General features: G+C 43.0%; 18 protein-coding genes. 9 read left to right on the top strand and 9 right to left on the bottom strand.

All coding sequences use genetic code 11. The annotated features are described in order from the left end of the window. The first annotated feature begins 28 nt into the window (after positions 1 to 28). The 8 genes from ACFSTG_RS03690 (at position 29) to ACFSTG_RS03655 (ending at position 8,966) form a co-directional block, all read left to right on the top strand. Complete coding sequence (locus tag ACFSTG_RS03690) at positions 29 to 1,252, top strand: BaiN/RdsA family NAD(P)/FAD-dependent oxidoreductase (RefSeq protein ID WP_380748592.1); 1,224 nt, start codon at positions 29 to 31, stop codon at positions 1,250 to 1,252. Positions 1,253 to 1,285: 33 nt separating this feature from the next. Further along, the gene (locus ACFSTG_RS03685) at positions 1,286 to 2,368 is read left to right on the top strand and encodes a diphosphomevalonate/mevalonate 3,5-bisphosphate decarboxylase family protein (RefSeq protein WP_380748590.1); all 1,083 of its coding nucleotides are present in this window, start codon (positions 1,286 to 1,288) and stop codon (positions 2,366 to 2,368) included. A 109-nt stretch (positions 2,369 to 2,477) separates the two neighbouring features. Continuing rightward, positions 2,478 to 3,416: a mevalonate kinase family protein gene (locus ACFSTG_RS03680; RefSeq protein ID WP_380748588.1), complete on the top strand. Its 939-nt coding sequence runs from the start codon at positions 2,478 to 2,480 to the stop codon at positions 3,414 to 3,416. A gap of 7 nt (positions 3,417 to 3,423) precedes the next feature. Further along, complete coding sequence (locus tag ACFSTG_RS03675; protein WP_380748586.1) at positions 3,424 to 4,329, top strand: geranylgeranylglycerol-phosphate geranylgeranyltransferase; 906 nt, start codon at positions 3,424 to 3,426, stop codon at positions 4,327 to 4,329. 109 nt (positions 4,330 to 4,438) lie between these two features. After that, a complete protein-coding gene (locus ACFSTG_RS03670; protein WP_380748584.1) occupies positions 4,439 to 5,344 on the top strand; it encodes a pseudouridine synthase in 906 nt (301 codons plus the stop codon). Positions 5,345 to 5,652: 308 nt separating this feature from the next. Beyond that, positions 5,653 to 7,047 carry an arginine decarboxylase gene (locus ACFSTG_RS03665; RefSeq protein ID WP_380748582.1) on the top strand — a complete coding sequence of 465 codons (1,395 nt, stop codon included), beginning with the start codon at positions 5,653 to 5,655 and terminating at the stop codon, positions 7,045 to 7,047. 76 nt (positions 7,048 to 7,123) lie between these two features. Next, positions 7,124 to 8,002, top strand: a complete 879-nt coding sequence (gene speB / locus ACFSTG_RS03660) for an agmatinase (RefSeq protein WP_380748580.1) — start codon at positions 7,124 to 7,126, stop codon at positions 8,000 to 8,002. After that, positions 7,995 to 8,966: a deoxyhypusine synthase family protein gene (locus tag ACFSTG_RS03655; RefSeq protein ID WP_380748578.1), complete on the top strand. Its 972-nt coding sequence runs from the start codon at positions 7,995 to 7,997 to the stop codon at positions 8,964 to 8,966. Before speB ends, ACFSTG_RS03655 begins: the two co-directional genes overlap by 8 nt. A gap of 99 nt (positions 8,967 to 9,065) precedes the next feature. Here ACFSTG_RS03655 and mptB read toward each other — a convergent pair whose 3' ends face one another. The 9 genes from mptB to ACFSTG_RS03610 all read right to left on the bottom strand — a co-directional run bounded on the left by mptB (position 9,066) and on the right by ACFSTG_RS03610 (position 18,679). Further along, positions 9,066 to 10,415 (bottom strand): polyprenol phosphomannose-dependent alpha 1,6 mannosyltransferase MptB, encoded by a 1,350-nt coding sequence (mptB, locus tag ACFSTG_RS03650; protein WP_380748576.1) that lies wholly within the window; start codon positions 10,413 to 10,415, stop codon positions 9,066 to 9,068. After that, positions 10,412 to 11,917 (bottom strand): cellulose synthase family protein, encoded by a 1,506-nt coding sequence (locus ACFSTG_RS03645; protein WP_380750788.1) that lies wholly within the window; start codon positions 11,915 to 11,917, stop codon positions 10,412 to 10,414. Before ACFSTG_RS03645 ends, mptB begins: the two co-directional genes overlap by 4 nt. After that, the gene (locus ACFSTG_RS03640; protein ID WP_380748574.1) at positions 11,917 to 12,606 is read right to left on the bottom strand and encodes a glycosyltransferase family 2 protein; all 690 of its coding nucleotides are present in this window, start codon (positions 12,604 to 12,606) and stop codon (positions 11,917 to 11,919) included. The genes ACFSTG_RS03645 and ACFSTG_RS03640 overlap by 1 nt, the downstream gene beginning before the upstream one ends. Positions 12,607 to 12,777: 171 nt before the next feature. Next, entirely contained in the window at positions 12,778 to 14,358 is a 1,581-nt protein-coding gene (locus tag ACFSTG_RS03635) for a 4Fe-4S binding protein (RefSeq protein ID WP_380748572.1), read from the bottom strand. Between the two features lie 5 nt (positions 14,359 to 14,363). Beyond that, positions 14,364 to 15,653 (bottom strand): NAD(P)/FAD-dependent oxidoreductase, encoded by a 1,290-nt coding sequence (locus ACFSTG_RS03630; RefSeq protein ID WP_380748570.1) that lies wholly within the window; start codon positions 15,651 to 15,653, stop codon positions 14,364 to 14,366. Continuing rightward, the gene (locus tag ACFSTG_RS03625; RefSeq protein ID WP_380748568.1) at positions 15,653 to 16,483 is read right to left on the bottom strand and encodes a purine-nucleoside phosphorylase; all 831 of its coding nucleotides are present in this window, start codon (positions 16,481 to 16,483) and stop codon (positions 15,653 to 15,655) included. The genes ACFSTG_RS03630 and ACFSTG_RS03625 overlap by 1 nt, the downstream gene beginning before the upstream one ends. After that, a complete protein-coding gene (locus ACFSTG_RS03620; RefSeq protein WP_380748566.1) occupies positions 16,480 to 17,094 on the bottom strand; it encodes a TIGR04282 family arsenosugar biosynthesis glycosyltransferase in 615 nt (204 codons plus the stop codon). Before ACFSTG_RS03620 ends, ACFSTG_RS03625 begins: the two co-directional genes overlap by 4 nt. Before the next feature lie 15 nt (positions 17,095 to 17,109). Beyond that, complete coding sequence (arsS, locus tag ACFSTG_RS03615; RefSeq protein WP_380748564.1) at positions 17,110 to 18,165, bottom strand: arsenosugar biosynthesis radical SAM (seleno)protein ArsS; 1,056 nt, start codon at positions 18,163 to 18,165, stop codon at positions 17,110 to 17,112. A 178-nt stretch (positions 18,166 to 18,343) separates the two neighbouring features. Continuing rightward, a complete protein-coding gene (locus ACFSTG_RS03610; RefSeq protein ID WP_380748562.1) occupies positions 18,344 to 18,679 on the bottom strand; it encodes an arsenosugar biosynthesis-associated peroxidase-like protein in 336 nt (111 codons plus the stop codon). Between the two features lie 239 nt (positions 18,680 to 18,918). Here ACFSTG_RS03610 and ACFSTG_RS03605 point away from each other — a divergent pair, with 239 nt between their 5' ends. Beyond that, positions 18,919 to 19,398: a DUF4168 domain-containing protein gene (locus ACFSTG_RS03605; RefSeq protein ID WP_380748560.1), complete on the top strand. Its 480-nt coding sequence runs from the start codon at positions 18,919 to 18,921 to the stop codon at positions 19,396 to 19,398. Positions 19,399 to 19,415 lie beyond the last annotated feature (17 nt).

Below are 19,415 nucleotides of genomic sequence, written 5' to 3'. Positions count from 1 at the left end.
TTTGAAGCCGAATTAAAAAACATCATTTTTGGAGGGGCAGAAGAGAATAGATCAGGATATTATTATTGTAGGAGGTGGTGCCGCCGGATTCTTCACGGCCATCAATGCTGCGGAAATGAACACTTCAGCAAGAATTACTATTCTGGAAAGGGGAAAAGAGGTGCTTACTAAGGTTCGCATCTCCGGTGGTGGTCGGTGCAACGTGACCCATGCCGAATTCCTTCCGAAGGAACTTACCCGCAACTATCCCCGGGGTGAAAAAGAACTCAGAGGACCCTTCCACTCCTTTATGACCGGGGATACCATAGAATGGTTTGAAAAAAGGGGAGTACCGCTGAAGATCGAGGAGGACGGACGAATGTTCCCCGAGTCCAACTCTTCCCAAACCATCATCGATCTCTTTATGGAAGAAACCCAAAGACTGGGGATAAAAGTCCTGACCAAGCGGGCAGTGCAGGAGATCACAAGAAAAGGTGGTCGCTGGGAGATCAATACTTCGCAGGAAAAATTCACTGCAGAAAAATTGCTGGTGGCCACAGGCAGCAATCCAAAAATGTGGAAGATACTCGAAGATCTGGGTCATACCATAATTCCCGGGGTTCCTTCGCTGTTCACCTTCAATATAACCGATAAAAGGATCAAAGACCTTCCGGGAGTGGCGACTCATGCTCGTGTCAACATCAGGAAAGAAAAACTGACCACTGAAGGACCTCTTCTCATCACTCATTGGGGAATGAGCGGGCCTGCCATTCTCAAACTATCTGCATGGGGCGCCAGAGAATTGAGCAACCGGAAGAATTTTGAGATCGAAGTGAACTGGATTCCGGATTTTGCTTCAGAAGAAGTTTTCCAAACCCTTCAGGAGAATAAAAAAGAACAAAGGAAACAGCAGCCTTTTAAAAATCCGCAATTCGGACTTCCCAAACGATTATGGCAGAGCCTGGTGACCGCTTCGGGCATTTCAGAAGAAGAAAAGTGGGCCGATCTCAACAAACAACAGCTGGAAAATCTGGCTTCACAACTCACTTCCGGAATTTTTCAGGTGCACGGCAAAAGTACTTTTAAGGAAGAATTTGTCACCGCAGGGGGCGTAGAGCTCAAGGAGGTGAACTTTAAAACCTTTGAAAGCAAACTCTGTAAAAACCTGTTCCTGGCAGGAGAAGTGCTGAACATCGATGCCATTACCGGCGGCTTCAATTTTCAGAATGCCTGGACCGGAGGATTTCTTGCCGCCAGAGCGATGACAGAATAAGACAGAAAATCTATCTTTGCTCAAACTTTAAGGATGACCGAAAAAGATTTTATTCCGAAGGAGTATTCCGCAGTGGTAGAGGAAGGAAAAGTTACCTGGCAGAGCCCAAGTAATATTGCGCTGGTAAAATACTGGGGGAAAAAGGAAAACCAGATACCTGCAAATCCTTCTATCAGTTTTACACTCGATTCCTGCCAGACCACCACCACCCTGCACTTTCAAAAAAGGGAAAAATCAGATAGTTTTGAATTCGAATTATTCTTTGAAGGGGAAAGGAAGGAATCCTTCAGGCCCAAGATCCAGAAGTTCTTTGAAAGGATTGAAGAATATATGCCTTTTCTGAAAGACTACTCTTTCAAAATAGAAACTTCCAATTCCTTTCCGCATAGTAGCGGGATCGCGTCTTCGGCTAGCGGGATGAGTGCTTTGGCCCTGTGCCTCATGAGCCTTGAAAAAAAACTTGATCCAACGATGCCTGAAGAATATTTCACCCGAAAAGCCTCATTTCTGGCCCGACTGGGATCGGGGAGTGCCTGTCGGAGTATAGAAGGTGAGCTGGTAGCGTGGGGTGAACACAATGGTATTTTGGGCAGCAGTGATTTGTATGGTGTGAAATATACACATCAGGTCCATGAGAACTTCAAAAATTACCAGGACACCATTTTAATGGTAGACAAGGGAGAGAAACAGGTAAGCAGTACACTGGGACACGACCTTATGAACGGTCATCCCTTTGCTGAAAAACGTTTTCAACAGGCTCATGAAAATCTTGATCTTCTGAAAGAGGTCTTTGAGACCGGGGATCTTTCCGCATTCATTAAAACCGTGGAAAGTGAGGCCCTCACCCTCCACGCCATGATGATGACGAGTCAGCCGTATTTCCTGCTAATGAAACCAAATACGCTTGAAATAATAAATAAAGTTTTCGATTTCAGGGAGAGAACAGGACTGCATCTTTGTTTCACACTTGATGCGGGAGCAAATGTTCATTTATTGTACCCTGAAAAGGAGAAAAAAGAGAGTCTGGATTTTATCCAAACAGAATTGCTTCAGTATTGCCAGAATGGGCAATATATTACCGATAAGGTTGGGAAAGGAGCCAAACAATTGGCTTAAAATTTGATTTGATAATCTCTGGTAATTAGGAAGTTGTATATTTGCATTCTTAATTGAAACCCCTGGTGAGGAAAAATTGTTATCTTTACTGTGCCTAATGCAGATCGCTATGAAAGGACCTTTATTTTATTCTAAAATCCTTCTTTTCGGAGAATACGGAATCATCAAGGATTCCAAAGGTTTATCTATACCTTATAACTTCTATAACGGTGCTTTGAAGGTGGACGAAGATCCTTCCGAAGAAGCCAGGAGATCCAACAGCAGTCTGAGGCGTTTTGCCACTTACCTTCAAACTTTGCAGGAAGGGAATCCTTCCCTTGTAAAGTTCAATATGGAAGAGCTTAACAGGGATATTGAAAAAGGGATGTATTTTGATTCCAGCATTCCGCAGGGATATGGAGTGGGAAGCAGCGGTGCCCTGGTAGCGGCCATTTATGATGAGTACGCCCTGGAAAAGATCACAGTTCTTGAAAACCTTACCCGTGAAAAACTTCTTAAACTCAAAGAGATTTTCGGGGAAATGGAATCTTTCTTCCACGGAAAATCCTCTGGTTTGGACCCATTGAACTCTTATTTAAGCATTCCGATACTTATTAATTCGAAAGACAATATTGAGCCTGCCGGGATCCCTTCACAAACCCGAAACGGAAAGGGAGCTGTATTTTTACTTGACAGCGGATCTGTCGGTGAGACGGCACCTATGGTGAATATCTTTATGGAGAATATGAAACAGGAGCCTTTCAGGAAAATGCTGAAAGACCAGTTCGTAAAACATACAGATGCGTGTGTGGATGACTTCCTTAAAGGAGACGTGAAATCCCTTTTTGGGAACATTAAGAAACTGTCTCACGTTGTACTCGATAACTTTAAGCCTATGATACCTGCCCAGTTCCACAAACTTTGGCAGAAGGGAATCGAAACCAATGAATACTATCTCAAGCTTTGCGGCTCGGGCGGGGGCGGTTATATATTGGGGTTTACCGAAGACATTGATAAAGCAAGAAAAACGTTGAAGGATTATCGTCTGGAAGTGGTCTACAACTTCTAAAAAAGCGATGGCCACCCTTTCAAAAAAACGACTTCTACTCAAGATCTTAAGTTTTATATCGGTTGTAAGAGGCTATAACATCCTTGTGCTTGTTATTGCCCAGTATCTTACCTCAATGTTCATACTTGCACCCGAATACCCTTTGGGACAGGTTTTGTTCGATCCTAATCTTTTCTTCCTGGTACTATCCACAGCCTCTGTAGTGGCAGCGGGGTACATTATCAATAATTTTTACGACAGCGAAAAAGATCTGATCAACCGTCCGCAGAAGACTATGCTGGACCGGTTTGTAAGTCAGCGCACCAAACTTTCAGTCTATTTTATCCTGAATCTGGCAGGTATTTTTTTTGCCAGCTACGTTTCCTTTAGGGCCGTTGTGTTTTTTTCGATCTATATCTTCGTGATCTGGTTCTATTCCCACCGGCTTAAAAAGATACTTTTCGTCAATAATCTGGTCGCCTCAGTTCTTACCATTACTCCTTTTTTCGCCGTTTTCGTTTATTACAAGAATTTTGAGACCGTAATCTTTGTACATGCTACTTTTCTTTATCTCATTATCGTGATGCGGGAACTGGTGAAAGATCTTGAAAATATGAAAGGAGATCTCGTGCAGGGGTACCGCACCATTCCAATAGTTTACGGTGAAAAGCTGAGCAAGAGGTTACTTACGGGACTTTCTGTGATATCTTTCGTGCCGGTTTACCTGCTAATTAGATACTTTGAAATTGGAAAGATGGACATTTTCTTTTACGGCGTGTTCTTTTTGCTTTTTATCTTTCTGCTAATTCTTTACTTCAGCAAAGCGAAGTGGCAATACCTGCTACTGCACAACCTGTTGAAATTTATCATTGTTGGCGGAGTTTTCAGTATTCTCTTGATCGATATTGAAGCTCTTCTTAGCAGGGTGTATTAAAATTTTTCTTCGGAAAAATTCCATTTTATTCTTCAGCCCTTCAGCATAATTCATTTAAAATCTTTATTGTTGAACAAACTCTTATCTTTGCACAAAATAAAATAGTATTATGAGTAGAAATGACAGGTCATCTGGGAGCAGAGGCGACAAGTCTTCCGGCAGGACGAGCAGCGGAAGGCAAGGTGGAGGAGATCGTAAGAAATCCCATGCCCGCGGAAATGCCCCGGTGAACCGAAATGAAAAGGATCCTAAAGAGATGTCAAAAGGGAATGCGCCTGCTAAGGCGAAGCAGAGCGAAAAAAAATCTGATGGCATGCGTCTTAATAAATATATTGCCAACTCCGGGATCTGCTCCCGAAGAGATGCCGATATTTATATATCTGCCGGAAGTGTGACGGTAAACGGAAAAGTGATCACTGAAATGGGTTATAAGGTTAAACTAACTGATGAGGTGAAATTTGATGGCCGTAAGATCCTTCCCGAAAAACCTGAATATGTGCTTTTGAATAAACCTAAAGGTTATTTCGTGACCGGAAGTCTGGAGAAAAAGAACCGTACGGTGATGGACTTAATAGCGAATGCTTCAAAATCAAAATTGGATCCCGTTGGAAAACTCGACACTCAGGCTACAGGTCTAATCTTGTTCACCAATGACGGGACCATGGCCAAGAAGCTGGCTAATCCCAAGAATGGTATCCGCCAGATCTATCATCTGGAGCTGGATAAGGACCTTGCCTATGATGACCTGCAAAAGATCAAAGAAGGGGTAAACCTGGAGGATGGGACTGCCAAGGTTACTGATATCAGTTATGTTGAGAATAAACCGAAGCGGGAAGTAGGACTGGAAATCCGCAGTACAAAAAGTCATATTGTGCAGCGTATTTTTAAGAGCCTTAACTATGAAATTGTCAAACTTGACCGTGTAATATACGGCGGATTGACCAAAAAAGATCTGCCCAGAGGTCACTGGAGAGTCCTTACCAAACAGGAGCTCATTAATCTTGGGAATATGTGATCAACTCCCTTCTCTTTTGAAGGGTTCAACCTGCTGAGGAATAAGTTTTTACAACGGAGACTTTTATAAGCCGGAAAGTTGCTGCTTTGCTCAAAAAAAAGCGGCAACTTTCCGGCTTTTTAATACATTTGCTTTAGCTAAGCTAAAACAATGATAAATACTAAACCGGCGGTCATAGTTCGGTTATATTCTGCTAAACTTAACAGCCCCGGGTCCTTCGGTAGCCTTAACAAAGTTTTATCACCTAATTCTTTTGGCATTGCACGATAATTTCTACTTTTTAACCTTTAAATTTGATTCAAAAGAAATTGAATACTAAGTACATCAATTTAATAGACCAAACCTACTATTTTCCCCAGGAGGAATTTCAAGTTGAAGACGGTGATCTGCAGTTCCACGGAATAGATCTAATGGAGTTGGTAAGGGAATATGGAGCGCCGCTCAAATTCACCTACCTGCCAAAAATCTCTGAGAATATCAATAGAGCCAAAAAGTGGTTTGCAGAGGCGATAGAAAAGCACAACTACCAGGGATCATACAACTACTGCTATTGTACTAAAAGCTCACATTTTGAACATGTATTGAACGAAGCATTAAAGAATGATATTCATATAGAGACTTCGGCTGCAGTAGATATCAATATTGTGGAGAGCCTTAAAAAGAGTGGCAAGATTACAGATGATACTTATGTGATCTGTAACGGATTCAAAAGGGATCTATATATATCTAATATAGCCCGTCTTATCAATAACGGTCACAAGAACTGCATTCCTATCATTGATAATTATGAAGAGATCGACCTGCTTTCAGAGGCTATAGATGATAAATTCCAGATTGGGATAAGAATAGCTTCAGAAGAAGAACCGAAATTTGAATTTTACACTTCCAGGCTGGGGATAGGGTATAAGAACATTGTCCCTTTCTTCAATAAACAGATCAAGGATAATGATCAGGTAGAGCTGAAAATGCTTCACTTTTTCATCAATACCGGAATTCGTGATACTGCATATTACTGGAACGAACTCTTAAAATGTTTGAAGGTATACATCAGCCTGAAAAAGATCTGTCCAACTTTAGACAGCCTGAACATTGGAGGAGGGTTTCCCGTAAAGAATTCCCTGCACTTTGAGTATGATTATGAATATATGGTTGATGAGATCGTGAACCAGATAAAGCTGGCATGCGAGGATGCTGAAGTTGATGTTCCAAATATCTTTACTGAATTTGGGTCTTTCACTGTAGGAGAGAGCGGAGGTGCTATCTATGAGATCCTGTATCAAAAGCAGCAGAATGACCGCGAGAAGTGGAATATGATCAACTCTTCTTTTATAACCACTCTTCCGGATACCTGGGCGATCAGCAAAAAATTCGTAATGCTCGCCGTGAACCGCTGGAACGATGAATATGAGAGGGTGCTTTTGGGCGGTTTGACCTGTGATAGTGATGATTATTACAACAGTGAGCAGAATACCAATGCGATCTACCTTCCTAAGTACAAAAAAGAAAAACCTCTGTATATAGGCTTTTTCAACACAGGAGCTTACCAGGATACCATTGGCGGGTTTGGCGGATTACAGCATTGTTTGATCCCCCAACCCAAGCAGATCCTTATTACAAAAAATAAGAAGGGGGAGATCAAAACCAGTCTGTTCAGTGAGCAGCAGGAACCCAAAGATTTTTTAAAGATCCTGGGCTATAAGTAAATAGGAGATAATTTTTGTTATTTTTAAATATCTGAATCAACATTTTTTAAAGAATAAGTAATTATTACGGTTAGTCATGAACAAAAAGAATTACGCCGGTATCCCGGATAAGTATGCACGCATAGATGATGCTAAAGTAGTTTTGATCCCGGTACCTTATGATGGAACAAGTACCTGGGGTAAAGGTGCCGATAAAGGTCCCGAAGCCTTCCTGGAAGCTTCAGAGAATATGGAACTTTTCGATATCGAGACCCGTACTGAAGTTTATAAAAAAGGGATTTACCTTGCTCCTCCGGTGTCCGAGAATTCTTCACCCGAGAAAATGGTGGAAGCGGTTCATAAGACCGTTAAAAATTACATCAAGCAGGAAAAGTTCGTGACCATTTTTGGGGGAGAACATTCTGTTTCCATTGGAACGATAAGGGCTTTCAATGAAAGTTTTCAAGACCTTACCGTAGTGCAGATCGATGCTCATGCAGATCTTCGCCCGGAGTATGAAGGTACTTCCTGTAATCACGCCTGTGCCGTTCATGAAGCCAGTAAGAAGACCAACCTGATCCAGGTAGGGATTCGCTCAATGGATGTTTCTGAACTTGATCATATGGATGAGAACCGGGTATACTGGGCTCATGATCTTTACGAAGACTGGATGGATGACGCCATAGGGCAAATGACGCCGAATGTATTTATCACCATCGACCTGGATGCTTTTGATCCTTCCATTTTACCTTCAACGGGAACACCCGAACCGGGAGGAATGTTCTGGTATGAAACCCTGGAATTCCTTAAGCTGATGTTTAAGAAAAAGAATGTGGTTGGTTTTGATATTGTTGAATTGAATCCAAATAAGAATGAAAAGTCCTCAGACTTTTTAGCCGCAAAATTATATTACAAGATGTTGAGCTACAAATTTAAATATCTTAACCATAACCACGAAGACGAAGAAGATGAGTAAAGGAGCGATTACAGAATTTCTTGAAAAATATTACAAACATTTTAATGCAGCGGCTCTTGTAGATGCTTCAAAGGGATATCAGGAACAGTTAGAGAAGGGTTCTAAAATGCTGGTTTCTCTGGCAGGCGCCATGAGTACTGCAGAACTTGGGAAGATCTTTGCTGAAATGATACGGCAGGATAAAGTACATATCATTTCCTGTACCGGGGCCAACCTGGAGGAAGATGTAATGAACCTTGTAGCCCATACTCACTATAAAAGGATCCCTGAATACAGAGACCTTACTCCTCAGGATGAATGGGACCTTCTGGAACAGGGACTAAACCGGGTTACCGATACCTGTATTCCCGAGGAAGAAGCTTTCCGAAGAATTCAGCAGCACATCGTAAAGATCTGGAAAGATGCTGAAGCCAGTGGAGAACGTTATTTCCCCCATGAATTCATGTATAAATTACTTCTCTCGGGCGCTTTGGAAGAATATTATGAGATCGATCTGAAAGATTCCTGGATGTATGCCGCAGCCGAAAAGAATTTGCCAATGGTGGTTCCCGGTTGGGAAGACAGCACTATGGGGAATATCTTTGCGTCCTATGTGATGAAAGGAGAGCTAAAGGCGAGCACCATGAAATCGGGTATCGAATACATGACCTACCTGGCTGACTGGTATACTGAGAATTCCAAGAACGGAATTGGCTTCTTCCAGATTGGAGGAGGTATTGCGGGAGATTTTCCTATCTGCGTAGTGCCGATGCTTTACCAGGATATGGAAAGAACAGATACGCCTTTCTGGAGCTATTTCTGCCAGATCTCAGATTCCACAACCAGCTACGGAAGTTATTCCGGGGCAGTACCTAATGAAAAGATCACCTGGGGTAAACTGGACATCAAAACCCCGAAATTCATTATTGAAAGTGACGCAACAATTGTCGCGCCGCTTGTTTTTGCTTACCTGCTCGAAATGTAGAGCAAAGGCATAAAAACATTTTTTGAAGACTCCGGAAGCTGCAAAGTTTCCGGAGTTTTTATTTTCATAAATGATTGAATAATTTCCCGCAGGTTCAGATTAGATCTTCCTGGAATTTGGTGCTTGAAAAATTGGATTTTTCGTTCTTTTAAACACCTCATATCCCATGAATCCAAAAACCACAAGATATTCCAGCGCGACCAGCCATAGGTTCTCCTCAAAAGCCGGATGGGCGTAGGCGGAATAACTCAGTACGATGAGAAGGCTCCAAACCGGCACAAACCTGTACCCGGTAAAGATCGAAATGAGCAGGGGAGTGACCAGGTACCATGGATGCACCGTGGTGGCCAGGAAAAGGTAAACACTTATGCTGAATAACATGGAGGTTAGCAGGCCGGGAAGGCTTTTATTCCTTCGATGGAAGGACAGAAGGATCACAAACAGGAATACGATGATACCCAGGACAGGTCCGGCTAAATGTATTATGTTATAACCCTGAAGCCGGAAGCCAATCCACCTGATGAGGTAATAAATACTTGCATTGAATTCAAATTTTTGAAACCATAACCCAACACTGGCTGTGTAATTTGTAAAAAATGCTTCGGAAAGGAACGGCAGAAAAAAGAGCAGAACAAAAAAGGAAGTGAGTCCGTAAAACGCGAGGGCTTTTTTTAGTTTCAGATACCTGAACAGTAGCGGAAGAAAAAGAAGCGGGATCAGCTTGACCGAAACAGAACAGGCAAAAAGAATTGAGCTTAAAACCCATTTTTTCATTTGCAGGAAATAGAGGGAAGCCAGCAGGAATAACACCATCACTCCTTCAAAGTGCAGGTTTCCGGTCAGTTCAATAATGATGAAGGGATTTAAAAGATACCAGAAAATACGGTTTTCAGGCAGGTTTAGTTTTTTAAGCAGATTCCTTCCGAAGTAATAGATACCCACATCTGCTGCAATGATGAAGAGGCGCAAACTCACCACCGCTCCAATGATGCTGTTGCCGCCCAGAAGAGCAGCCAGGGCAAAGAAGAGCTGATTCAATGGTGGGTAATTCGTCGGGTTGCCGGCACTGAGTTCTCCCATGCTATTGTACAAAGTCTTCGCGCCTTCTATGGGAGGATTCGTTATGAATTCATCAGGCGTGACCAGGTAAGGGTTGATGCCCTGCAGCATGAGTTTCCCATCCCAGATGAAGCGATAGAAATCCTGCGACAAGTTGGGCATCGCAAAAAGAAAGATCAGCCGGAAAACGATGGCTGCTCCAAACAATAGCTTAAAATTGTCCTTTTCAAGCTGCAACAGCTTCCAGCTCAGAAAGAAAAGAGCACCATAGAGACCGAAGAGTTTAATAAGGTCTGTGCGGTCCAGATCGAAGGCGAATGCCCAGTAAAAGGCGCAGGACGCCAGGAAAAGAAGAAGCGGGATCTTATGAAGGGTAAGTAATTGTTTCATTTTCCCCCAGACCTAACGGGTTTTGAAAACCTGTCAAGTCTCCAGAACGCAATATTTAAAGAAGTCAAAACCACGTAAGAAAACCCAAAAAATAACATCAGGTGAAAAAGGAGCAGTCGGTAATTTTCTAATGTAAATGCTGAAAAGATCGCGAAGGCAAACAGTAACATTAAAGAGAACTCCAGCAGCAACTGAAATGTAATCTTCGAAGGCTCTTTTTTTAAGAATCTTTCTTTTTCGCTCAGATTGAATTTCGGGGTCCTGATGAATTCACTTCTTCTTCCAAAATGTCCTTCAAGCACCGCTCCCGAGTTATGCACAGAAAACCCCATGGCGATAGAGAAAAAGGTGAAAAAGAGGAGGGAAAATTCAAGAAATGATCTGAAACTACTTCCATTAATCTTTGCGAAAGTCACCCAGTAGGAAAGAAAAAAGATCACGGTACTAATGCTGAAGAACAACATGATCCCGGTAAAAAATTCATATTCTGCCCCTGTAGTAATAAAAAGCACAGGAACGCTCAGTACCGATAGCAGCAGTACCAGGAGGAATAAACTGCTGTTCAACAGGTGAAAAAAACTGTGGATCTTTGTGCTAACAGAAAATCTGTTATCAAAAAGTAACTTCCGGTAGTTCTTCTGAAAATTCTCTGCAGCTCCTTTGTTCCATCTGAATTGCTGGGAACGAGCAGCAGAAATGGTGATGGGAAGTTCTGCCGGGGTTTCCACCTCTTCCAGATATTTGAATTTCCAGCCTTTGAGCTGTGCGCGGTAACTCAGGTCAAGATCCTCGGTGAGGGTATCCCCTGTCCAGTTGCCTGCATCCAGTATGCATGTCTTACGCCAGATACCCGCCGTTCCGTTAAAGTTGATAAAATGTTTGCCGGAATTTCTGCCCGTTTGTTCCAAAATAAAATGGAAATCCAGTAAAAAAGCCTGCAGTTTAGTGAGTAGGGAATAATTTCGGTTGAGGTGACCCCACCGAGTTTGTACCACGCCGATCTTTTCATCCTGAAACCACTGAATTGTCTTTCTCAACCAATCTTGCTTCGGAAGAAAATCGGAATCAAAAATGGCAATAAACTCCCCTTTTGCGGACTTTAATCCTTCCTTTAACGCGCCGGCCTTGAAACCTTCACGGTTAGAACGGCAGAGATGGATTATGTCGATACCACGATTCTCTATTTCAGCCACCAGTCCGGCGGTGAGTTTTAATGAATCATCTGTGGAGTCATCGAGCACCTGAATTTCGAGTCTTTCCGGAGGGTAATCTATTTCAGCAATATTTTTAAGTAGCCGTTCCACCACCGGTTTTTCATTATAAAGAGGTAACTGAATGGTGACAAACGGGACCCGGGAAGGATCGGAAAAATCAAAATTTTCCGGGGTCTTATGTTTTTTTCGGCTTTTCCGGTAGTTAAAAAGCAGCTGTAGCTGTACCAGGCTGTACAGAAAGATAAAGAACAGCAGAAGGGTGAACAAGACAAGGATCGCAGTATCCATCATTTAAAACTGTATTTAAAGATCCACCCCAGGATCTTTACCCCGGCCATAAAAGCACCTTTTACTGTCCCAGAAACCTTTGAAACCCCAATCCGGTTTCGGTAATGAACCGGGACTTCCTCATAGGAATAGTTTTTCTTTAAAGCTTTTAGTTGCATCTCCACCGTCCAGCCATAGGTCTTGTCTTCCATTTCCAGGGCCAGCAGTTTTTCATATTTGATCGTCCTGAAGGGTCCCAGATCGGTAAAACGGGCGTTAAAAAATAATTTCATTAAAGTCGTTGCCAGCCAATTCCCGAATATCTGCGGAAAGGTCATTGCTCCTTTCTCCCGCCACCTTTTTACGCGGGCACCTATTACCATGTCGATGTCACGCGTTAGAATGGGTTCCACAATTTTTTCAAGTTCTTCGGGATAATCGCTGTAATCGCCATCTAAAAATACGATAATTCCGGGGGTTTTCTGCTGTGCAGCGATGTACTCCATTCCTTTAAGGCAGGCAAAACCATAACCTTTTCTCCTTTCAGAAAGTACTGTTGCGCCGGCTAGACGGGCATTTTCTTCAGTTTCGTCGGAAGAATTATTGCTCACAACGATCACCTCATTCACGATTTGTGGGATGTCTTTGATGACCTTACCAATGGAATCGGCCTCGTTATGGGCCGGAATAATTACTTTAATAAGCGGCATTCAACAAAGAAAAATAAAGCAGTTCGAAAAATCGGGATTTAAAATTTAAAATTGAAGATTTCCGCGGAAATCTGTGCAATCAGCGGGAAAAGATTCCAGCCATGAATTCAAGAATTGGAATTTAGTACTTGTAATTTGGTGCTTATTGCACCGTTTTATTTTCAACTAAAATTAGGCATCTCTCCGGGCGTCCCGCTTCTGCTGCTGAATGAGATCGAGCAGGTCCACATCGTTTCCAAGGAGGACTGCATCGCCATTGATCCTTCCGTCCAGAGGTCCGTTTTCCAGTTTCAGCACTCCACGTGGGCATACTGCAGAACAAATTCCGCAGCCTACGCAGCTTGAGCGTACGATATTTTCCCCTTTTTGGGCGTAAGCCCTTACGTCAATTCCCATTTCACAATAGGTAGAGCAATTTCCGCAGGAGATACACTGGCCACCGTTGGTCGTTATCCTGAACCGGGAAAACAACCGCTGTTGCATTCCTAAAACCGCAGCCATGGGGCAGCCGAACCGGCACCAGACCCGGTTCCCGAAAATGGGATAAAAACCTACTCCTATCACCCCCGAAAATGCTGCGCCAATTAAGAAACCGTACCACTCGCGCAGTAGATTTCCATAAGTGTAGCCACTGGAGTAATATAACCCTATGATCGCCAGCACGATCACAAAAAAACCAACTGCACCATACTTCGCGTCTTTGGCCAGTTGTTCTCTTTTAAAGATCATGATCCCTGAAAAGAGCAGCGTTAGAAATCCTGCCGACCCTATCAAAAAAACATCTTTAGTAAGCCAGTAACGACCCGGGTTCTCATTGAGGAAGCTGTAGACCACTGCAATGGTCATGATCACAACAAGGACGAGGATCGTGTGGATCAACCATCTTTCGAGCATCCAGCTCTTCCGGGTTTTATCAGAAAGATGTCGGTAAGGGTCCCCGGCAGTTTCGGCAAGACCGCCACACCCGCAAACCCAGGAACAGTACCATCGCTTTCCGTAGAAATAGGTAAGCACGGGAGTGATCAGGAAAATAGAGGCGAGCCCGAAGCCCAGCATGATCATCCCTACATTCCCCGCCGAGAAGAATTCGTTAAGCTTGTACCCGGCGAAAAGGTCATAATTAAGAGGCCAGATCACATTGGGATTGTAATAAGGCTGATTAAGGCGTACCAGGATCTCGGGGATCAGAAAAGCAAAACCTAGTTGAAAGAACATGACCGAGAAAGTCCGTAATCTTTCGTACTTATTGTGGCGGTACTTCAGCAGGAATTTGTATCCAAAAGCCAGAATGGCCAGCGTGTACAGGGTCCCGTAAACGAACCACTGATTAGCGGGATTTCCACTGATCATTTTACTCAAAGGGTCAAAAAGGGTGACGATTCCGGTATTTTCCCCGTCTGAGTTATAACCCAGATATTCAGGATACCAGTAAAGAACAATATAAAAAAGGGTGAGAAGGATCCCGGCTCCCCAGGCGATTACGCCACGGGAGGTCATGGATTTGAACCAAACCCCGTCATTTTTTATCCCGGCAGGTTTTCCGCGGTACTGGTCATTGGCAAAGATTACCACTCCGGCGGCGATCAAACCAAGAGAAAGCCAGAGAAAAAAAGAAGGCAGGGGAACATTGAGGATGCTCAGAAATAAAAAGAAAATCCCCGTCCAACCCAGTCCGGTAGCTATTTTTTGGATAGCAGAAAGACCTTTGGGAGGTTCCCCGGTTAGGGACATGTTGTGTTGAACGCCGGCCATATTTTTTAATTCTGTGTTTTTAAAAGTTCGTTCCTGAAACTACTTAAAATTTCCTTGTGATACCTGTCGTAAAATTCGGGATCAAAATTAGCTTCCCTGAAATGTTTCAGAACATATTCTATAGGTCGGTCTTCAGTGAGCCACCTGTCAAATACCTCGTGTTTCATGCGAATGCCATAGGTGTTAATTCCCAGAAATCTACCTGAGTCTTTTTCAAATGCAATAGTAACTGCTTTTTTTCCATCCCGGTGTTCCCAATGAAGATGCTGTTCGTTTTCAAGAGGGTTTGCCGACACCCGGCCGTAAGTCTGGTATTCGATCTCAAAGAATTTTGCACTGTTAAACCAGTTTCCTGGATTGTATTTAAAGGGATTTCCGCAGATGGTCTGGGCCACGGTTTCTCCCATCATCCTGGCGGTGTACCACACGGCTTCAATGGGTTGTCTTCCGACTGCAGGTTCCCGGTGCTGGGCGCAGTCGCCAATGGCAAAAATATCCTGAATATTGGTTTTCAACAAAGGATCGACCAGAATTCCCACATCAGTTTCAATTTCTGAATCCTTTAAAATTGAAATATTTGGCTGCACTCCCATAGTTAAACCAACAATATCGGTCTTTATTTGCTCCTCATTTTTGGTTTTGACGGCCTCCACTTTTTTCTTTCCGGAAATGGATTCCAGTTCTGTATTGTATTGCAATTCTATTCCATGGCTCTCAATGTGTCTGGAAATGAATTCGGCATCCTGTTTTGGAAGGACATTGCGCCAAAAGGAATCTTCCCTGATCAACATAGTCACGGGAATATTTCGGGTGTGGAGCATTTCAGCGAGTTCTATCCCAATGAGTCCACCGCCCACGATCGTAGCATGCCGGCAATTTCTCGTATTCTCTTCCAGCAGTTCCAGGTCCTGTTTGGATACCAGTCCCTGCACTCCATTAAGATCCTGACCTTCCCAGCCCAGCTTCCGGGGAACAGATCCTGTAGCCAGGATCAATTTATCAAAAGCCATTTTCTCCCCGCCATCAAGGATCAGGGTTTTGGAATGGATTTCTATTTTTTCGACAAAAGCTTCCTTTAATTCAATCCTGTTCTTTTCCCAGAACCAGTCTTCATAAGGTTCAAGATGTTCCCACTTCATGTGACCCATATAGACATACATCAGGGCTGTGCGGGAAAAGAAATATTTATTCTCCCCAGAGATAACGGTTATCTTTTTATCAGAAAGGCGACGAATATGCCTTGCAGCAGTGATGCCGGCAATTCCATTTCCAACAATGACCACATGCTCCTGCATTACGAAACCGGTTTTAGCTCAATTCTTTTAATTAATTCCCTGAAGAGGGTGATCATTTGGGGCTCTGCCTTACCGGCCGCCTCAATAATATCCTGGATATTTACCGGCTGCAGATCATCAGGATCGCATTCATCGGTCAAAACAGAAACAGCAGCAACCGGAATTCCCAGGTGATTGGCCACGATCACTTCTGGAACTGTACTCATTCCTACAGCATCTGCACCAATGATCCTAAGATAGCGGTATTCTGCACGGGTTTCCAGTTGGGGCCCTACAACAGAAGCATATACGCCTTTTCGCAGGATGATATCATTTTCCTTAGCGATCTCCTGCATTATCCTTCCGCTCTCCTGGTCGTAAGGAGCACTCATATCTGTGAACCTTGTTCCCAGGTGCTCAACCCCCCGGAACGCCAAAGGAGATCCTCCCTGCAAATTTATATGGTCATCAATGAGCATGATCTCTCCTGTTTTAAAATCCGGATTGATGGCGCCGGCAGCGTTCGATACCAGTAGTTTTTTGATGCCGAGCCTTTTCATTACCCGTACCGGGAAGGTGACATCCCAAAGCGTATATCCCTCATAAATATGGAATCGACCTTCCATAACCACTACCTTTTTATCGTCCAGTTTCCCATAAATGAGCTTTCCTTTATGAAATTCTACCGTAGCGGTTGGAAAGCCGGGAATGTGGTTGTAACTAACTTCAGAGATTATTTCGAGTTCATCTACCAGTTTTCCCAGGCCTGTACCCAGGATGATCCCAATTTCCGGATCCTCAAACCCTCTGGCTTGTAAAAATTCTGTTGTTTCCTTTAATGCCTTTATCATGGATATTTTATTATTCGATGAAGTTCGGGGTGCTCAATTAAATCTTCATAAGTGTCAATATCATTCCGTTCTTCAAGCAGTTTTAGTTGTTCATTTTTAAGGTCCTGTAGCGTTTCCTGCAACACTGTATCGGTTCCCCATTTCTTATTTCTGAATAACTTCGAATTTAAGGATTTCATTCCTAATAAATAGTACCCCCCGTCTTGTGCAGGTCCCACCGCATAGTCATAATTATAAAGGCTTGAAAATGCTTTTTCAAGATCCTCTTTTTGGAGGTCATACAGATCACTGCCAATGATCACAATGTTGGAATATCCTGCTTCAAAACCTTCTGTAAAAGCATTTTTCATTCGTTCCCCGAGATCTTTACCGCTTTGTTTTTTCTTCTGAAAAATATTGTGGTCCCAAATATCCTCTTTTTCAATTGATTCAGAATAGTATATCACCTTGTCACAGGACATATCCTTTGTCACTTCAAAAGTGTGCTTCAGTAGAAATTTATACAGTTCCAGCGCTGCAGAGTCCCCAATTCTTGCTGCGAGGCGTTTTTTTACTTTTCCAGGTTCAGGATTTCTTGTGAAAATGATTAGGAGGCCCTTTTGATTCTTCATTACTATTTCTTTCAGTTAGACCACGCTACCCTGGCAGCTACTTCCCGCTCCGGCAGTACAACCGTAGCAATGCTGGGAGATACAGATCTCGCGATTGGCAAGCTTTTCTTCATTAAAATCTTTAATATGCTTTACTTCTGAAGCTACTTTCAGGTTTAGCATCTGGTTAAAATCACAGTCATAGAGCCAGCCGTCCCAGCTAACAGAAAGCGTGTTGGTGCACATCACATTTTTCACTGCGGAAGGATTGTAAGCTCCAACCAGTTCGTGCATATAATCTTCATAATTCTCTGAAGCTATAAGGTATTCCAAAAACCGACTTATAGGTAGGTTAGTAATACTGAAAAGTTGGTTAAAAGTTATGCCGAAATCTTCTAAAAGGGCCTTTTTGAAGTCCTTTTCCAGGGCTTCCTGGTTCGTGGGCAAAAATGCTCCGGAAGGATTGTAGACCAGGTCAAGTTTCAGATGGGAACCTTCTTTCCCGTACCCTACAGCATTGAGCATTTTTAGGGCTTCGATAGATTTAGTGAAAACCCCTTTTCCACGCTGTCTGTCGGTTTTTTCCCTTTTGTAAAAAGGCAGGGAGGAAACCACATGAATGTTGTGTTTTTTAAAGAATTCCGGAAGGTCGTGATACTTTTTATTGGCCAGGATTATAGTGAGGTTTGACCGCACAATGAAATCCTCTATTCCTGCCTGTGAGGCCTGTTCTACGAACCATCTGAAATTTGGGTTCATTTCGGGCGCACCTCCCGTTAAGTCAAGGGTTTTTGCTCCGGAAGTCTTTATCACTTCCAGACACTGATGCATGGTTTCCCGGCTCATGATCTCTTTCCGGTCTGGGCCGGCATCTACATGACAGTGGGAACAAGTCTGGTTACACATGTATCCCAGGTTGAGCTGCAGGATCTCCAGTTTTATTGGTTTCAGCGGAAAATTTCCGCTTTGCCCTATCTTTTCCTTGAAAAGTGGCAGCTCGCCATCTCCGAAGATTCCGTTACTCAGGAATTCCAGTTGTTTGGTTGGGTCGGCCAGCTCATTTTTTCGAGCCGAGAGTGATTTCCTTTTCATTTTTTTGATTCTAATGGAGGGCTAATAGAAGACAGTAAGGGAGCTCTATTAGACCGTCCTTACCTATGGGATAAGCGATTCCTACGTCAGGACTGCGTCCTTCCCTGGATCTGAGATCCCTCATTTTATTCGGGATAAGCGACTCCTAGGTCAGGACTGCGTCCTTCCCTGGATCTGCTTACATAGATAACTTTTTGTACTTATTCATCATCTGTACTCCGTGAACAAGTGTAGCTCCACTTTTTATGGCGGCGCCCACATGTACGGCTTCCATCATTTCCTCTTTTTCGATCCCTCTTTCCAGTCCGTCTTTGGTGTACGCATCAATGCAATATGGACATTGTACTACGTGAGAAACTGCCAGTGCAATAAGAGATTTTTCACGAGCTGAAAGCGCTCCCTCTTCAAAGACCTGATTATAGTAATTAAAGAATTTATTCCCCAGTTCTTCGCTCCATTCTGTGATATCCCCAAATTTCCGAAGATCTGCGGGATCATAATATGTTTTTGACATGCTTGATTTTTGAAACCGAAGATACAATTTTACAAAGATTTATCTCTTATCCTTGGGGATCCAGGGCATAAGTTGCCACAGACCACATAATAATAATGATAAGATTGCTTGACCTTTTATTGTGATATTGTTGTCTATGATACCTTTTAATCCTTTGAATAAAGAGACTCAATACCCAAGATAGTTTTGCGGCATACTACTTGCATAAAGGAGAAAGAACTCAATAAAAAATTCAAATTATGTTTAGATCAAAAAAATTAGCCGGTTTTCTTTTAACCCTTACCTTGATGGGTACTACTGCTGTATTTGCTCAAACTCCGCAGTTGCCGCAACAGCAGGAGCAGCAAAAAGTGGAAGTTACAGATGCTGAAATGAATAAGTTTGCAAAAGCTTTTCAGGGTATTCGTGTAATTGGTCAGCAAAGCCAGCAGGAAATGGTACAGGTGGTTCAAAATGGAGGAATGAAAATAGAACGTTTCAACAAGATCCATGAAGCAACCTTAAACCCTAATTTAGAAGTTGAGGCTACCACTGAAGAAAAGACGCAGCATAAAGAGATCATTTCAAAACTTGAAGTGATGCAGGCATCTTTACAGGAACAAATGGAGAAAGTTATTACCGATGCAGGTCTTAGCCTGGAAAGATATGAGCAGATTGCTATGGGACTGCAGAACGATCCTGAATTGCAACAAAGATTGCAGGCCGTACTTCAAGGATAATCTGGATGAAACTTATT

This window comes from Salinimicrobium flavum, assembly GCF_042684505.1.
Lineage (GTDB): Bacteria > Bacteroidota > Bacteroidia > Flavobacteriales > Flavobacteriaceae > Salinimicrobium > Salinimicrobium flavum.
Note: the sequence above shows the minus strand (reverse complement) of the source record. Positions and strands in the feature narration are given on the sequence as shown.

Coding starts and splice junctions, on each gene's coding strand:
- arsS (WP_380748564.1), bottom strand. CDS start 18,165: ATGAAAAGGAAATCACTCTCGGCTCGAAAAAATGAGCTGGCCGACCCA.
- ACFSTG_RS03635 (WP_380748572.1), bottom strand. CDS start 14,358: ATGGCCGGCGTTCAACACAACATGTCCCTAACCGGGGAACCTCCCAAA.
- ACFSTG_RS03670 (WP_380748584.1), top strand. CDS start 4,439: ATGAGTAGAAATGACAGGTCATCTGGGAGCAGAGGCGACAAGTCTTCC.
- ACFSTG_RS03605 (WP_380748560.1), top strand. CDS start 18,919: ATGTTTAGATCAAAAAAATTAGCCGGTTTTCTTTTAACCCTTACCTTG.
- ACFSTG_RS03645 (WP_380750788.1), bottom strand. CDS start 11,917: ATGGATACTGCGATCCTTGTCTTGTTCACCCTTCTGCTGTTCTTTATC.
- ACFSTG_RS03630 (WP_380748570.1), bottom strand. CDS start 15,653: ATGCAGGAGCATGTGGTCATTGTTGGAAATGGAATTGCCGGCATCACT.
- ACFSTG_RS03620 (WP_380748566.1), bottom strand. CDS start 17,094: ATGAAGAATCAAAAGGGCCTCCTAATCATTTTCACAAGAAATCCTGAA.
- ACFSTG_RS03610 (WP_380748562.1), bottom strand. CDS start 18,679: ATGTCAAAAACATATTATGATCCCGCAGATCTTCGGAAATTTGGGGAT.
- ACFSTG_RS03675 (WP_380748586.1), top strand. CDS start 3,424: ATGGCCACCCTTTCAAAAAAACGACTTCTACTCAAGATCTTAAGTTTT.
- mptB (WP_380748576.1), bottom strand. CDS start 10,415: ATGAAACAATTACTTACCCTTCATAAGATCCCGCTTCTTCTTTTCCTG.
- speB (WP_380748580.1), top strand. CDS start 7,124: ATGAACAAAAAGAATTACGCCGGTATCCCGGATAAGTATGCACGCATA.
- ACFSTG_RS03685 (WP_380748590.1), top strand. CDS start 1,286: ATGACCGAAAAAGATTTTATTCCGAAGGAGTATTCCGCAGTGGTAGAG.
- ACFSTG_RS03655 (WP_380748578.1), top strand. CDS start 7,995: ATGAGTAAAGGAGCGATTACAGAATTTCTTGAAAAATATTACAAACAT.
- ACFSTG_RS03680 (WP_380748588.1), top strand. CDS start 2,478: ATGAAAGGACCTTTATTTTATTCTAAAATCCTTCTTTTCGGAGAATAC.
- ACFSTG_RS03625 (WP_380748568.1), bottom strand. CDS start 16,483: ATGATAAAGGCATTAAAGGAAACAACAGAATTTTTACAAGCCAGAGGG.
- ACFSTG_RS03640 (WP_380748574.1), bottom strand. CDS start 12,606: ATGCCGCTTATTAAAGTAATTATTCCGGCCCATAACGAGGCCGATTCC.